Source organism: uncultured Boseongicola sp. (genome assembly GCF_937988555.1).
Lineage (GTDB): Bacteria > Pseudomonadota > Alphaproteobacteria > Rhodobacterales > Rhodobacteraceae > Boseongicola.
The window spans coordinates 1-14,263 of sequence record NZ_CALJXO010000155.1 but is presented as its reverse complement, the minus strand read 5'-3'; the positions used below and the strand labels follow the sequence as shown (position 1 = coordinate 14,263).

The window sequence follows — 14,263 nt, the reverse complement described above, 5'->3', positions numbered from 1 at the left end:
CCCGGCATGTTGTAGGTGTTCGCCGTCGTCAAAAACATCACGTTTGAAAGGTCATATTCAACCTCAAGATAGTGATCGACAAACGTGCCGTTCTGCTCGGGATCAAGCACTTCAAGCATCGCCGACGCCGGATCACCCCGGAAATCCTGCCCCATCTTGTCGATTTCATCGAGCAAAATAAGCGGGTTCGTCGTCTTCGCCTTTTTCAGCGCCTGAATGATCTTACCGGGCATTGAACCGATATAGGTCCGCCGATGGCCGCGGATTTCGCTTTCATCGCGCACGCCACCAAGCGAGATGCGAATAAATTCGCGCCCCGTGGCTCTGGCCACCGATTTGCCAAGCGATGTCTTGCCCACACCCGGAGGTCCGACGAGGCACATAATCGGCCCCTTCATTTTCTTGGAACGCTGCTGCACCGCAAGATATTCCACGATCCGCTCTTTGACTTTCTCAAGCCCATAGTGATCGGCGTCCAAAATACCCTCGGCGCGATCAAGATCCTTCTTAACGCGGCTTTTCACACCCCACGGGATCGCCAGCATCCAGTCCAGATAGTTGCGCACAACAGTCGCTTCCGCCGACATCGGAGACATCGACTTCAGCTTTTTCAACTCGGCATCAGCCTTCTCGCGCGCTTCTTTCGAAAACTTAGTATTGGCGATTTTCTCTTCAAGTTCAGCGACCTCGTTGGCCCCCTCTTCGCCGTCCCCCAACTCCTTTTGAATGGCCTTCATCTGCTCATTCAGATAATATTCGCGTTGGGTGCGCTCCATCTGGGACTTCACACGAGTCTTGATCTTCTTTTCGACCTGCAGCACCGACATCTCGCCCTGCATCAGACCGTAGACGACCTCAAGCCGTTCGGCGACGACAAGCGTCTCCAATAGCTTTTGCTTTTGCTCAACTTCTACACCAAGATGCCCCGAGACGAGGTCTGCAAGCTTTGCCGCCTCACGGCTCTCGCTGACCTGAGCCAACGCTTCTTCGGGAATGTTCTTTTTCACCTTCGCGTAGCGCTCGAACTCTTCGGCCACGGTGCGCACCAGCGCTTCAACCGTGTCTTCGTCGCCCATTTCCTCGCTCAAAGGCTCGGCAAAAGCTTCGAAGTAAACATCGTTCTCGACAAAATCTTTGATCTGCACGCGCGCGCGACCTTCGACCAGCACCTTTACGGTACCGTCGGGCAGCTTCAGAAGCTGAAGTACGTTTGCTAAGACGCCGACACGGAAAATCCCGTCAACTGAGGGATCATCGATCGACGGATCAATCTGGCTCGACAGCAAGATTTGCTTGTCGTCCTGCATTACCTCCTCCAGCGCACGCACCGATTTCTCGCGCCCGACAAAGAGCGGGACGATCATATGCGGAAACACGACGATGTCGCGCAGTGGCAGAACCGGGAAGGAATCTTCAAAAGAGACGGTCATTGGATGTCCTTATACTTGGCAAGAGGTCCCGGTCCCAACATGCGGCAACCCTCGAACCTCTCCGATCATAGACACTATATGTGGGGGTCAGAGCGTGGCTTCAACCACTGTTTCGCGCTTTGGCAATTTTGAGGCCTTCAAAGACAAGGCGCAAGCCGTCCAATCGGGGAAAACGTACGACACCAATCGTTAACAAAGTATCAACAGCCCGCGCCAAGATGGCCAACGATCCGGCAAATATCCGCCGTCTGTGTCGAATTAGGAGAATATAAATGGATCGGCCGCATTTTCACCTTAGTGTCAACGTAATCAAAAACTTGCTTAGGCGTGCGAAAACAGGCAAAGACGGGATCTGAAAATGTGGGCAGGGTTACGAAATGCAGTTTATCTGGAACGAAGACGTCTCTATTTTGTGACGTTGATGGCGTTCGCAGCCGGCATTTTGTTCTATGCACGCCTTAATTTTCAAATCCTCGGACTTCCCGCCCCTTTCTTTATCGGTCTGTTCTATGCCTTTGTGATCGGCACGGCTGGCCTCATGGTCTGCATCTTCGCGCCATCGTTCCGCTTCATGCTGGAAGCGATCGCAATTTCCCGGCTCGCAGTGGCGTTCCTCGCATTCTTCGCCCCCGCCATTGGCGATACAATCATCGCCTCGCCAATTCTTAATGCCTGCATCGTCGTCGGGTTCGGAGTTAGCATTAGCCGACTTATCCACGGTCGCATTACAAGTCCTGCACGATTGGGCCTGCGCGCGCGTCTGCGCAGATACGCCAGCGAAGGTCGCACCAATGTACGTGTTACTGGTAATGCCTGGCAGCGTTCGTATGTCGGCTGGATGGATGACGCAGTCGCCGTCGCGGCCTGACGTCTCTTCGACTAAGGCCGCCATCGATGTCCCCCTTATCTCCGCCGCCTTGAACGCCGCATCGACGGCTAAACCGTCGCTATGGGCGTAGGGTTTTTCCTCATCGAAATTCGTGCGAGTGCCGACAACCTTTGGCGCCCACCGGTATGGGATTTGAAGACTTACTGGCGTCGGCTGGCTCAAGCTCAACGCTGATGGCCATCCAGTTTTTCCTGCTTGGTGACCTCCTCCCAGATATCCTTGCGATGTTGCCTATTAGCCTTGTGGCCTTCGCATTCCCGTTTGTTGTCGCCGTCATCTCGACCTTGATCGTCCCGTTCCGGTATCAGGCATATCTTGACGGGATGGACGCAATTGCCGCCTAGCTTGCCCTCTTTGAAGGCAGCGGAGTCGCCGCGTTTGCTCGCGAAACATTCGGATCAATCGGCGCCGCCAATTGCCTGCTGGGTTTTCTTCATGTCGATGTCTTAGCTGGTCTTGAGCCGCCTGCCATTTGAGTTTCGCCTATAGGGGCGCGCAACGCGCACGCTGCCTTTAGACATCAACACCCTCCTAGCCGGTCTCGCCCCACTGACATACTGGGATTTTTGAGCGCGAAACTTCGCAGAAGACTTCTCCGACCACCTTACCGTGCGCTTAAACGGGTCGCAGGAACGCTCGATCTATGGTTGGCTCAATGGCCGTGCGATCTGGCGCGCCTAAAAGAAAATAGGCAATTCTCAACCGGCCTAGAACGGCTCGACATCCCCGCACGCACGTTGCGCGTGGAAGTGCCGCTCCCAGCCGTCAAAATCACCGGCCGCAATCGCGCCCCGCATCCCCGCCATAATCTCCTGAAAATAATGAAGATTATGCCAGGTCAGAAGCATTCCGGAAATCATCTCACCCGCCCGGAAAACATGATGCAGATAGGCGCGCGAATACTTTGAACAAGCCGGACATGCGCAATCCTCGTCCAAAGGACGCGGATCATCTGCGTGACGCGCGTTTTTGATGTTAACAACGCCGCGTCGCGTAAATACTTGCCCCGTGCGCCCGGACCGCGATGGTAAAACGCAGTCCATCATATCAATCCCGCGCTTCACCGCCCCGACGATATCATCCGGCTTGCCGACGCCCATAAGATAGCGCGGCTTGTCGACAGGCAATTGCCCCGGCGCAAAGTCCAGCACGCTGAACATCGCCTCTTGCCCCTCGCCCACGGCCAACCCGCCGACCGCATAACCATCAAACCCAACGCCAGTCAACGCCTCCGCACTTTCGCTCCGTAAATCCTCTTCCAGCCCACCCTGCTGGATGCCAAAAAGCGCATGCCCAGGACGATCCCCAAAGGCATCCCGCGACCGCGCCGCCCACCGCATCGAAAGCCGCATGCTTTCTTCAATTCGCGCGCGATCCGCAGGCAACGCAGGGCATTCGTCGAAGCACATCACAATGTCCGAGCCCAATTGCCGCTGAATTTCCATCGACCGCTCCGGCGTCAACTCGTGCTTGGACCCGTCTATATGACTTTTGAACGTCACGCCTTTTTCGGTCAGCTTTCGCAAATCGGCGAGGCTCATCACCTGAAACCCTCCGGAATCGGTCAGGATCGGCCGGTCCCAATTCATAAACGCGTGCAATCCCCCAAGCCGCTCAATCCGCTCGGCGCCGGGGCGCAACATCAAATGATAGGTGTTGCCCAACAAGATATCCGCGCCCGTCGCGCGCACGCTCTCGGGCATCATAGCCTTCACGGTCGCAGCCGTTCCGACGGGCATGAAGGCCGGCGTGCGAATGTCGCCCCGTGGCGTCGAGATCACGCCCGTGCGCGCCGCCCCGTCTTTCGCCAACAAGGTAAATAAGTGTTTTGTGGTCATGACCCAACCGTTTTCGAGATTTACTGCCCATATCAGGCCGGTCGCCGTGAAGTCCACTATCGTGCATTGGCCGTTGACTGCGACGCGCGTTGATCATCAATGTGTCGCCATCCGAACGGTCCGCAACGGCTCGTTTCTGAAAGGTTTCCCGTGCCCCATATCGTCCCCAGAATCGTTCTTGCCGCCAGCTTTCTGATCGCCTGCGACCGCGAAATCTCGCCACAAGTGCCGCCCGGCGTCCCCGAAGACTTCGTGCGTGCTGCCGATATTCTGGTCGCCGCGCAATGCGAAATGGATGCCGCCGTCGCCGCTTCGCCTCAGGAATTTTCCATCACCAAGGCGGAACTAACCCTCACTTTGACCGTGCAACGCGTCGAGGCGACCGGGGGCGGCGTGACCCTCGGCATTCCCATCGCAGGAACAAACCTAACCCTGGCCCGAGACCGTACGCCGCGTGGCGCGACCTTCCGCGAGATGGATTTCCGTATCACCCATGACATCGGCTCGGCCCCGGACTGCCCGACCAAAGACGCTCCCACAACCGACGCGGGTATCCGGTATATCGAAGGCGGGCTTGGCTTATCGGAATGGATTGGTGAAAGCGCGGACCTTGCTCGCAAATCCGGCGAGACCCCGACCGCCGTGAACTACGCAATGATCTTCGAAGTCGCGTTAAACTCGTCTCTCGCGCCCGTTTTCGACCAGCCCATCGACGAAGTTTCAAGCTCCCTCGCAAGCCGCGACTCTGACAACCGCGAAGTGCGCCACCGCCTTGTCGCCACAGCGCTGCCGTCCGGACCCGGTCGAAAAGCCGCGAGTGACGCAAAACTCCGCAAGGCCGCCGAAGACTTTTTGTCGCGCACCAACAGTTAAGGCCCGAGACGACGCCACTGCGACTTTACGCATCAATTCCTATACCCTATATAAAGACTCAACAAATAAATGCGGAACACTCGATGAACAGCAGCGCACCCCTTGAAGGGGCTCCCCTGATAAAGCCATCCAGCACTGACCACCCGCTTCACGAAGCGGCTGTAGACGCATGTCGGTCGGTGTTTGATCCCGAGATTCCGGTGAATATTTTTGACCTCGGGCTTATCTACACCATCGAAATCTCCGATGAAGGTGCTGTAACTGTCATTATGACCCTGACCGCACCGGGCTGTCCCGTTGCCGGCGAAATGCCTGGATGGGTGGCTGACGCTATCGAACCGCTGCCCGGCGTAAAATCTGTCGACGTCGAGCTTGTCTGGGATCCCCCCTGGGGTATGGATATGATGTCGGATGAGGCCCGCCTCGAACTCGGCTTCATGTAGGCCAAATGCCGTCCGAGAAAGAAAAGATGATCGCAGGCGATCTTTACCGCCCCGGCGATCCCGAACTTGTGGCCGAGCGCCGACGTGCGCAAGACGTCATGCGCGCTTACAACCAGACAATCGTGGGCGATCCAACACGCGTGGGCCTGCTAAGCGACCTTTTGGGAAGCGGCGCTGAAACTGCATCCATCCGCCCGGCGCTTCAGGTCGACTACGGCTATAACATATACCTCGGCGCGGCCGTGTTTATGAACTACGGCTGCGTTCTTCTTGATGTCTGTCCGATCCGCATCGGCGACAACACTGAGATCGGCCCGCACACACAAATTCTCTCCGCCGACCACCCCCGCGACGCCGAAACCCGCAACAGCAGACTTGAGTTTGGCCAGCCCATCACAATCGGTCGCAATGTCTGGATTGGCGGCGGCGCGATCATCTTGCCCGGCGTTACAATCGGCGACAACGCGATCGTCGGGGCGGGTGCAGTGGTGACCCGAAATGTCGCGCCGGGCGCAACGGTTGCAGGAAATCCGGCCCGCCCGCTTGTTTCACGCCATGCAAACCCATAAATTGTAGTTGAAGGAGTACGATCCATGTTCTCGATTCCCGGCAAGCAAGCCGTCCAGATGACCCCGGCCGCGATCGCTCAGATCGCGAAGCTAATGACACGCGAAGGCCATGCTGGCTTGCGCATCGGCGTCAAAAAGGGCGGCTGTGCAGGCATGGAATACACCATGGACTATGCAGGCGCGGTCGATCCGATGGATGAAGTTGTCGAACAGGAAGGTGCGCGCGTAATGATCGCCCCGATGGCGCAAATGTTCCTCTTTGGCACAGAGATTGACTACGAAACCTCGCTTTTGGAAAGCGGCTTCAAATTCCGCAATCCGAACGTTGAAGATGCCTGTGGCTGCGGCGAATCTATCAAATTCAAAGACGTCGAGGAACTTGTCGCAGACCGCGAGACGACCGCCAAGGCTTGACCTTCCCGCACCGTCCGCCATTGTCCGCCAAAACCTGAATTCGGAGAACAAGATATGGCGCGCAAACTGGCCGCAGGAAACTGGAAGATGAACGGCGCAGCGGCAAGCTTGGCCGAAATCGATGCTCTTGCAAAAGCGCATCCAGACCCAACTTGTGACGTGCTGATCTGCCCCCCCGCCACGCTTTTGTCGCGCCTGTCTGACCGCGCATCCGGCACGGCTATCCAATCTGGTGGCCAGGACTGTCACGCGGCCGTCTCCGGCGCGCATACCGGCGATATATCGGCCCAAATGATCGCTGACGCGGGCGGCAGCCATGTAATCGTCGGCCACTCAGAACGGCGCGCTGATCACGGTGAAACCGACGCCGATATCGTCGCCAAAGCGCAGGCGGTATGGGGCGCGGACCTTGTTGCGGTGATCTGTGTCGGCGAAACACTAGCCGAACGCGAAGCAGGTCAGACCATTAATATCGTCGCGGCGCAACTTGCCGGGTCGATCCCGGATGGCGCAACTGGCGACACCACTGTCATTGCCTACGAACCAGTCTGGGCTATCGGCACCGGAAAAGTCCCGACGCTTGAGGAAATCGCCGAAGTGCACGCCGACATTCGCGCCCGTCTGACGGCGCGGTTCGGCCCTGCAGGCGCCGACATGTTGATCCTCTATGGCGGCTCGGTCAAACCATCAAACGCCGACGAGATCTTCGGCGTTCCGGACGTTGACGGCGCGCTTGTTGGCGGGGCGTCTCTTAAGGCCGAGGACTTCGGCGGCATTATCGCAGCCCTTGAACGTGCCTGAGGGATGGGGGCTCTGCCCCCCGCGGTATTTTTAGAATGATGATGCGTTAGGGTTCCTCAACCCATTCCGCCGACTGCATCTCGCGCAGGCGGCTGGCGGTACGCGCGAATTCAAAGCTACCTTCGCCTTCGATATAGAGGTTCTCCGGCAGATCAGCGGCCGTCGCGATCAGCCGTATGCGCGCCTCGTAAAGCGCGTCAATAAGCGTCACGAACCGGCGCGCCTGATTATAATTCTCGCTGGAAAGTCGCGGAATATCTTCAAGGATCAGAACCCGCACCGCATCCGCCAGCGCCAGATAGTCGGCAGGCCCGAGGGGCTGGCCACAAAGCTCGTAAAACTGCGCCCGCGCGACACCGTTGGCATATGCCGGAATCGTCACCTCGCGCCCTTTAACCTTCAAGACCAGCGGATGTGACGCGTCACCCGCGAAATCGCTCCAAAGCAAGGCGATCTCTGCCCGCGCCGAAGCATCGGCAGGATGAAAGTACGTCTTCGCCCCCTCCAATCGATCCTGACGCCAATCGCGCGGAGACGACAGCTCCCAGACCTTCATTTTTTCCTTAATCAGGCCGATGAACGGAAGAAAAAGGGTGCGATTTAGCCCGTCTTTGTAGAGATCGTCCGGTCGGCGGTTCGACGTTGTCACAATCGTCACGCCGGCCTCGAACATCCGCTCGAAAAGTCGACCCACAATCATCGCATCGGCGATATCCGTGATCTGCATTTCATCAAGGCACAACAACCTGATCCCGGCAGCCATTTCGTCGGCCACGGGCCGTATCGCATCCTCTACCCCGGTTTGGCGTGCCTTATGAAGAGCGCTTTGCACTTCCTGCATGAACGCATGAAAATGCACACGACGGCTTTTTTCGACGCCTGCGGCCTCAAAGAACAAATCCATCAACATCGACTTGCCACGCCCAACGCCGCCCCAAAGGTACAGCCCCCGCACGGGTTCGGCTTTTTTCGCAAACATCCAACCCAGACTGCCACCCTTTTGCGGCGCGGACTTGAGCCCAAACGTAATGCCATCAAGTTCGCCCAAAACGGCTTCTTGCGCCGGATCAGAGCTTAGATGTTCCGCTCGGATCCGCGCGCGATATGCTGTCGTTATGGGGCCATGTTGTGCCATTCCCAAGGTGAAGCACGACGCGCGATGAATGAAAAGGGCGTCAGTCGCCCTTCGTCACATCATGCCCGTAAAGCCAGTCAAACCGCCGAAGCGGCTGCGCCGGAGCCAACAGCCCCGCAAGCCGCAAAACCGAATGGGCAGCGAACCGCACAGGCGGGAACTTCAGATGATAGTTGCGGGCATTGGTCGTCGCCGCCGCAACCACGCGCAAGACACGTTCACGCCGCTGGTCCTGATAGCGGGGCAAGCCCTCGGCCAAGGGTGACGACGACACGGCATCACTTAAAGCCCAGGCATCTTCCAAAGCCATATTTGCCCCCTGCGCCAGAAATGGCAACGTCGGATGCGCGGCGTCTCCCAGCAAAACCTGCTGGCGATCCCACCACCGATCCGCGACCCTGTGCCGAAACAACCCCCAAAGGAAGCAATCGTCTACCGCATCAAGCCAGCCACGCACACGTGGAGAGAAAGCCGCAAATGCCCCGCGCAAATTGCCAGGGTGATCGCTGTGGCTCCAGCCCTCTTCTGCCCAGGCAGACCGCTCCTCAACGGCCACAATGTTTCGCATGCCACCTGGCAAAGGATAACTCACTACGTGACGGCCCGGCCCCAAATGAACTTCGGCCACGGACGGTCCATCGCCCGGAATGATAGCGCGCCATGCCACTTGCTTGGTGAAAAACGGCTTAGACGCCTCGTCCACCCGCGCGCGTACTTTTGAATGCAAACCATCCGCCCCGATCAAAAGGTCATCGCCCGGCAGGGCCGCGCCCTCGGGGGGCGGTTCAATTTCACGACCCGTTTCAACCGTGGCCCCCGCGCCCTCGGCAGCCGCCTTCAAAACCTCGATCAGGCGCGCGCGATGCACAAACCTCCACTCAAGCCCGCGTCCATGCTTTTTTAGATCAAGCGCCAGTATCTCGCGTCCCGTCGGCCCATCGAAAAGCCGCACCGCCGTGGCCTTCAGCGAGACTGGCTCCAAAGCGTCCGCCGCACCAATGGCTCGGATCACCGCCATCCCGTTCGGACTGATCTGAATGCCCGCTCCAACCTCACCGATTTCCGGCGCGCGCTCGGCCACTGTCACGGGATGCCCGGACCGCGCCAACGCTGTGGCCGCAGCAAGTCCACCGATCCCCGCGCCCGCAATTGTAACTTTTAAAGTTGTGCTCACTGATCCCGCCCCTCTTTGCCCGACGCTACCGCGATTGCAGACGCGTCGCTTTGCTCGAACTCAAGCGCCTAACCCGCAACCGGTAAACGGCTCTCTGCCAGTTCGACAAAGAACGAACACCCGGCAGGAATAGCCTCATCGTTGAAGTTGTACCTTGGATGATGAAGCGGCGCGTTGTCCCCGATCCCCAAGTGAATATACGCTCCCGGCCGCGCATTCAGCATGAACCCAAAGTCCTCACCCCAAAGGTAAATGGGCGCTGTCTCACACACCCCGGCCACCTTCATCGCCGCTTGCGCCGCGAACTCGGCATGGCGATCGCTGTTCACCATAACCGGATAGCCCTCTATGATCTGAGCATCCGCTTTTGCCCCAAGTGACGCTGAAATGCCCTCGGCAATATCAACGATCCGGCGCTTGGCAAAGTCGCGGTTTTCTTCGGTCATGGTGCGCAAGGTGCCCTTCAATACGACCTCTTCCACCACAACATTGTAAGCCGTGGTCGATGTCTCAAACGACGTGATCGACACCACAACCTGCTCCACGGGATCAATCTGACGGCTGACAATGGTCTGAAGTGCTGTCACCACATGAGCCGCAACCACCGTCGCATCCACCGTCTGATGCGGCTGAGCTGCGTGCCCCGCCTTGCCGGTGATTGTGATGTGCAACTCATCGGTCGAGGCATAAAACGCACCTGAACGGATCGCAAACTCTCCCAAAGCCCGCCCCGGCACATTGTGCATTCCGTACACCTCGTCGATGTCAAACTGCTCCATCATGCCATCATCGACCATCTCGCGCCCGCCGGCGCCGCCCTCTTCCGCAGGCTGAAAAATCACCGCAACCGTGCCGTCAAAATTCCGCGTCTCTGAAAGGTACTTCGCAGCCCCCAACAGCATGGCGGTATGCCCGTCATGGCCACAGGCATGCATTCTGCCCGGCACCGTCGAGGCATATTCAACGCCCGTGTCTTCGTGGATCGGCAGCGCGTCCATGTCCGCGCGAAGCCCGATCACGCGCCCCGAGCCATTGTGGCGTCCCTTGATCAGCCCAACAAGACCCGTGCGCCCGATCCCGGTGACGACCTCATCGCACCCAAATTCGCGCAGCCGCGCCTCGACAAAGCCCGCCGTTCGCTCAACATCAAACTGTAACTCAGGATGCGCATGCAACTCCTGACGCCAGCCAGAAATTTCATCGTGAAGCTCGGCAAATCGGTTACGGACCGGCACGTTAGCTCTCCCAGTTTTTCTAAAAAAAATAACGCGCCCAAACTGACGCCAGCGAAGCCCTGTTTCTTTATGGCTCACATAAATCGCGGGTTACGCGGGGCAATCCGTGCCAGGCGCCGCAAACCGGGTCGCCGCCCTCGTATGGGCGGCGAAACCGAAAATCAACGGCGCGCGTCGCCGACCAGTTTCCAGACCGCCGGGATCAGCATTACCGCCAGAACCAGCTTCAGCGCGTCGCCCGCAAGAAACGGTGTCAGGCCCCAAGCAAGGATCGGCTTGTCCCAGCCATAAAGCACGCCCAGCCACAAAAGGCCGGGGATATAGATAATTGCGTTACCGGCAAACAAGGCCGCCGCCAACTTCCCGATTGAGCGATCCCAGCCAGCCCGGGCAAACGCGCCAAGCGCCAAGGCCGCAAGCGCGTAACCCACCAGATATCCGCCCGTGCCACCCATCATATAGGCCAGCCCGTATTGCTCAGCCGAAGAACCCGCAAAAACGTTAAATCCAAGCGCGCCAATCGCAAGATACCCAAGGACCGTGGCAAGACCCAAACGCGGGCCGTACGCCGCACCGATTGTCAAAACCGCGAATGTGCCCATCGACATCGGCACAGGCCACATCGGAATACGGATCTTCGCGGAAATCGCAATCACCGCGATCCCTGCCAGAACCAAAACGATCTGTTTCACGCGCAAAGCACTGCCTTCGTTCGATCCGAACAGATCGGCCAACACAGGGCGGGCTGTAAGTGTGGACATGAACTTCCCCTCAACGTTGTTGTTTTATTTGAACGGACTATCGCATTAGACGCCACTGCCCGCAAGCGCGCGAAATACCAAAGCCGGTCAGTCCTTCAGGCGCGAAAACCGTGTTAACATCCGATAAGCCTTGCGGGGTCCCTCAACCGACCAAACCGTCGACCAGTTTGGGAAGTCATTGAAATCATAAAATACTTCATAGCGATCTGGTGGACACAGGTACGTTGTCTCATAAGTCGACACGCCAACGGGAACGGAGTGAAAGGGCCTCATATCCCCGAAAGCAACATCGATTCGCGCGCCACTGCCGCTCCAGACGTAACGCCGCGTCGCCTTCAATGCATGCCCACCCCGCGCTGGCGTCAGCACCCCGGTTTCGTCCTGAAGCAATCGCGGTCCCGAGCGGTGAAAAATGCTTTCGCCCTCGAACACATCGCGACGCCCATCCGCGTGCTCGATCATGCGCACCATCAACCAACAGCCTTCAAGCGCTGCCAGTGAAGGCAATCTGCTCATCCAACGCCCCGAGACCGGCCTATACTGACATCCGCGCCATCCAGCTTTACCCGTCTATCCGCAAAAGCTGGTTCAGCGATCATCACCAGAACAGTGCAAATGTAGCGCATCCCATGCTCCTTGTTCCCATCTGCGCTCCAGTCTAAACGCACCGAGCAGACACGCAATCCGAAAGGCACCCCACGATGATCCCCAGATACAGCCGCCCCGACATGGTCGCCATTTGGTCGCCCGAGACCAAATTCCGCATCTGGTACGAGATCGAAGCCCATGCCTGCGATGCCCAAGCGAACCTTGGAGTGATCCCGCGCGAAAGTGCCGCCGCTGTTTGGAAAGCGAAAGACGTTGAATTTGACGTCGCCCGCATCGACGAGATCGAGGCCGTCACCAAACATGACGTTATCGCGTTCCTCACGCACCTCTCTGAAATCATTGGAAGTTCTGAAGCGCGCTTTGTCCATCAGGGAATGACGTCTTCGGACGTTCTCGACACCACGCTAAATGTCCAGCTTGTACGCGCTGCCGACCTTCTCATCACTGATATGGAGAATCTCCTCGCCGCGCTGAAGACCCGTGCAATCGAACACAAGATGGACGTCCGCATTGGCCGCTCCCACGGAATCCACGCCGAACCCGTCACCATGGGCCTCACCTTTGCGCGCTTTTACGCTGAAATGGACCGCGGCCTTGCCCGGCTGAAGAACGCTCGCGGCGAGATCGCGACCGGCGCTGTATCCGGCGCTGTCGGCACCTTCGCCAACATTGACCCCGCGGTCGAGGCCCACGTCTGCAAACAACTTGGCCTAACACCCGAGCCTATTTCGACACAGGTCATCCCGCGCGACCGCCACGCCATGTTCTTCGCCACGCTTGGCGTCATTGCATCTTCTATCGAAAACATCGCGATCGAAATCCGCCACATGCAGCGCACCGAGGTCCTTGAAGCCGAGGAGTTTTTCTCCAAAGGCCAAAAAGGCTCCTCCGCCATGCCGCACAAACGCAACCCGGTCCTTACCGAAAACCTCACAGGGCTTGCACGTCTCGTGCGCATGGCGGTCGTGCCGGCGATGGAGAACGTCGCGCTTTGGCACGAACGCGATATCTCGCACTCCTCGGTCGAACGCGCCATTGCGCCTGACGCAACCATCACGCTGGATTTTGCGCTCGCGCGTCTCACCGGCGTAATAGAAAATCTGTTGATCTACCCTGATAATATGATGAGGAATCTCAATCAGTTCCGGGGCCTAGTTCATTCCCAACGTGTCCTTCTTGCGCTCACCCAAAAGGGCGTCAGCCGCGAAGCCTCCTACCGTCTGGTGCAGCGCAACGCGATGAAGGTTTGGGAAGAAGGTAAAGACTTCCAGACCGAGCTTCTCGCAGACGCCGAAGTCACCGCCGTCATGTCTCCCGACGAGATCGCCGAGAACTTCGACCTTGGCCACCACACCAAACATGTGGACACGATCTTCGCCCGCGTGTTCGGCGAGACGTAAAGTGTAAAAACTGCCCAAAATCCCGGCTTTGACCAAAGCGCCGCGCGTGCTATTATTTTGTCACAATCGATAAAGGAGAGACAAATGAAGATGAAACTGCTTTTTGCCACTCTGGCCGTCACTGTGACACCCTCCCTCGCCCTTGCTATGGGCTGCGGCTTTGGACACGAAAAGACCGACACCGTCGCAATATCCTGCGCGGAAGGCTCGGTTTATAGTGCGGAGGCACAAAGCTGTGTCCCCCTCACAACCGGTTAACTGTGTATTTCCCTCAATGGCTACGGGCGGCTCCCTTCGGGCCGCCCTTTTGATCGGCGCGGGCCTTATCTCCAGCCCGGCGCTCGTCGCGTAAGTCGTCGCGCCCATAGCGCCACCAATACCACCCGAAACAACCACGATCTGCGACGATGGGTTCATCTGGGACAAGCCCACCAAAGCCTGCGTCACTCCCGAAGCCGCGGCGGACGGTCAAGAGTTCCTTTGCTTAGATGCGGGCGAGCTTGCCTGGTCTGAGCGCCTGAACGACGCAACCCGCGTGCGCTTTGTCGGACGGCTTGTCCAAACCGTCGTCGCTCCGCTTGCGGGCTGGAACAAACGCGTGCGCGACAACCTTCATCTTGTGCTCCCCGACACTCCCGATGCCGAGACACGCCGCATCGCTGCTCGCGTTGCCAACAACGTCGGCCGCACCC

At 58.1% G+C, this 14,263-nt stretch carries 18 protein-coding genes; 9 read left to right on the top strand and 9 right to left on the bottom strand.

Annotation, left to right across the window (positions count from 1 at the left end):
* A partial coding sequence (locus Q1B15_RS08405; RefSeq protein WP_299752918.1) for an LON peptidase substrate-binding domain-containing protein occupies positions 1-1,430 on the bottom strand: 1,430 nt, incomplete at its 3' end.
* Between the two features lie 358 nt (positions 1,431-1,788).
* Here Q1B15_RS08405 and Q1B15_RS08400 point away from each other — a divergent pair.
* Both Q1B15_RS08400 and Q1B15_RS08395 read left to right on the top strand, forming a co-directional pair.
* The gene (locus Q1B15_RS08400) at positions 1,789-2,298 is read left to right on the top strand and encodes a hypothetical protein (protein ID WP_299752915.1); all 510 of its coding nucleotides are present in this window, start codon (positions 1,789-1,791) and stop codon (positions 2,296-2,298) included.
* A 146-nt stretch (positions 2,299-2,444) separates the two neighbouring features.
* Positions 2,445-2,663, top strand: coding sequence for a hypothetical protein (locus tag Q1B15_RS08395; protein WP_299752912.1), 219 nt, complete (start codon positions 2,445-2,447; stop codon positions 2,661-2,663).
* 363 nt (positions 2,664-3,026) lie between these two features.
* On the opposite strand, the gene tgt is transcribed toward Q1B15_RS08395, so the two are convergent.
* Positions 3,027-4,157, bottom strand: a complete 1,131-nt coding sequence (tgt, locus tag Q1B15_RS08390) for a tRNA guanosine(34) transglycosylase Tgt (protein ID WP_299752909.1) — start codon at positions 4,155-4,157, stop codon at positions 3,027-3,029.
* A gap of 150 nt (positions 4,158-4,307) precedes the next feature.
* Between tgt and Q1B15_RS08385 the strand changes: the two genes are divergently transcribed.
* The 5 genes from Q1B15_RS08385 (at position 4,308) to tpiA (ending at position 7,257) form a co-directional block, all read left to right on the top strand.
* The gene (locus Q1B15_RS08385; protein WP_299752906.1) at positions 4,308-5,030 is read left to right on the top strand and encodes a hypothetical protein; all 723 of its coding nucleotides are present in this window, start codon (positions 4,308-4,310) and stop codon (positions 5,028-5,030) included.
* A gap of 83 nt (positions 5,031-5,113) precedes the next feature.
* Positions 5,114-5,473 (top strand): SUF system Fe-S cluster assembly protein, encoded by a 360-nt coding sequence (locus Q1B15_RS08380; RefSeq protein WP_299752903.1) that lies wholly within the window; start codon positions 5,114-5,116, stop codon positions 5,471-5,473.
* 5 nt (positions 5,474-5,478) lie between these two features.
* On the top strand, positions 5,479-6,042 hold the full coding sequence (locus tag Q1B15_RS08375) for a sugar O-acetyltransferase (protein WP_299752900.1): 564 nt from the start codon (positions 5,479-5,481) through the stop codon (positions 6,040-6,042).
* A gap of 24 nt (positions 6,043-6,066) precedes the next feature.
* Positions 6,067-6,456 carry an iron-sulfur cluster assembly accessory protein gene (locus Q1B15_RS08370; protein ID WP_299752897.1) on the top strand — a complete coding sequence of 130 codons (390 nt, stop codon included), beginning with the start codon at positions 6,067-6,069 and terminating at the stop codon, positions 6,454-6,456.
* 54 nt (positions 6,457-6,510) lie between these two features.
* Positions 6,511-7,257, top strand: a complete 747-nt coding sequence (gene tpiA / locus Q1B15_RS08365) for a triose-phosphate isomerase (protein ID WP_299752894.1) — start codon at positions 6,511-6,513, stop codon at positions 7,255-7,257.
* Positions 7,258-7,303: 46 nt separating this feature from the next.
* Here the strand turns inward: tpiA and zapE are convergent, their stop codons facing one another.
* From zapE to Q1B15_RS08340, 5 genes are all read right to left on the bottom strand, one after another.
* Entirely contained in the window at positions 7,304-8,392 is a 1,089-nt protein-coding gene (gene zapE, locus Q1B15_RS08360) for a cell division protein ZapE (RefSeq protein ID WP_299752891.1), read from the bottom strand.
* 40 nt (positions 8,393-8,432) lie between these two features.
* Complete coding sequence (locus Q1B15_RS08355; protein WP_299752888.1) at positions 8,433-9,566, bottom strand: NAD(P)/FAD-dependent oxidoreductase; 1,134 nt, start codon at positions 9,564-9,566, stop codon at positions 8,433-8,435.
* A 68-nt stretch (positions 9,567-9,634) separates the two neighbouring features.
* Positions 9,635-10,801 (bottom strand): M20 aminoacylase family protein, encoded by a 1,167-nt coding sequence (locus tag Q1B15_RS08350; protein ID WP_299752885.1) that lies wholly within the window; start codon positions 10,799-10,801, stop codon positions 9,635-9,637.
* Between the two features lie 161 nt (positions 10,802-10,962).
* Positions 10,963-11,562 (bottom strand): biotin transporter BioY, encoded by a 600-nt coding sequence (locus Q1B15_RS08345; RefSeq protein WP_299752882.1) that lies wholly within the window; start codon positions 11,560-11,562, stop codon positions 10,963-10,965.
* Positions 11,563-11,649: 87 nt separating this feature from the next.
* Positions 11,650-12,078 carry a DUF6314 family protein gene (locus Q1B15_RS08340; protein WP_299752879.1) on the bottom strand — a complete coding sequence of 143 codons (429 nt, stop codon included), beginning with the start codon at positions 12,076-12,078 and terminating at the stop codon, positions 11,650-11,652.
* Between the two features lie 185 nt (positions 12,079-12,263).
* Here Q1B15_RS08340 and purB point away from each other — a divergent pair, with 185 nt between their 5' ends.
* A complete protein-coding gene (gene purB, locus Q1B15_RS08335) occupies positions 12,264-13,571 on the top strand; it encodes an adenylosuccinate lyase (RefSeq protein ID WP_299752876.1) in 1,308 nt (435 codons plus the stop codon).
* A gap of 84 nt (positions 13,572-13,655) precedes the next feature.
* Positions 13,656-13,829, top strand: a complete 174-nt coding sequence (locus tag Q1B15_RS08330) for a hypothetical protein (RefSeq protein ID WP_299752873.1) — start codon at positions 13,656-13,658, stop codon at positions 13,827-13,829.
* Positions 13,830-13,842: 13 nt separating this feature from the next.
* Here the strand turns inward: Q1B15_RS08330 and Q1B15_RS08325 are convergent, their stop codons facing one another.
* Positions 13,843-14,043 (bottom strand): hypothetical protein, encoded by a 201-nt coding sequence (locus Q1B15_RS08325; RefSeq protein ID WP_299752870.1) that lies wholly within the window; start codon positions 14,041-14,043, stop codon positions 13,843-13,845.
* Positions 14,044-14,055: 12 nt separating this feature from the next.
* The coding region (locus Q1B15_RS08320; protein ID WP_299752867.1) for a hypothetical protein at positions 14,056-14,263 on the bottom strand (208 nt) is incomplete at its 5' end.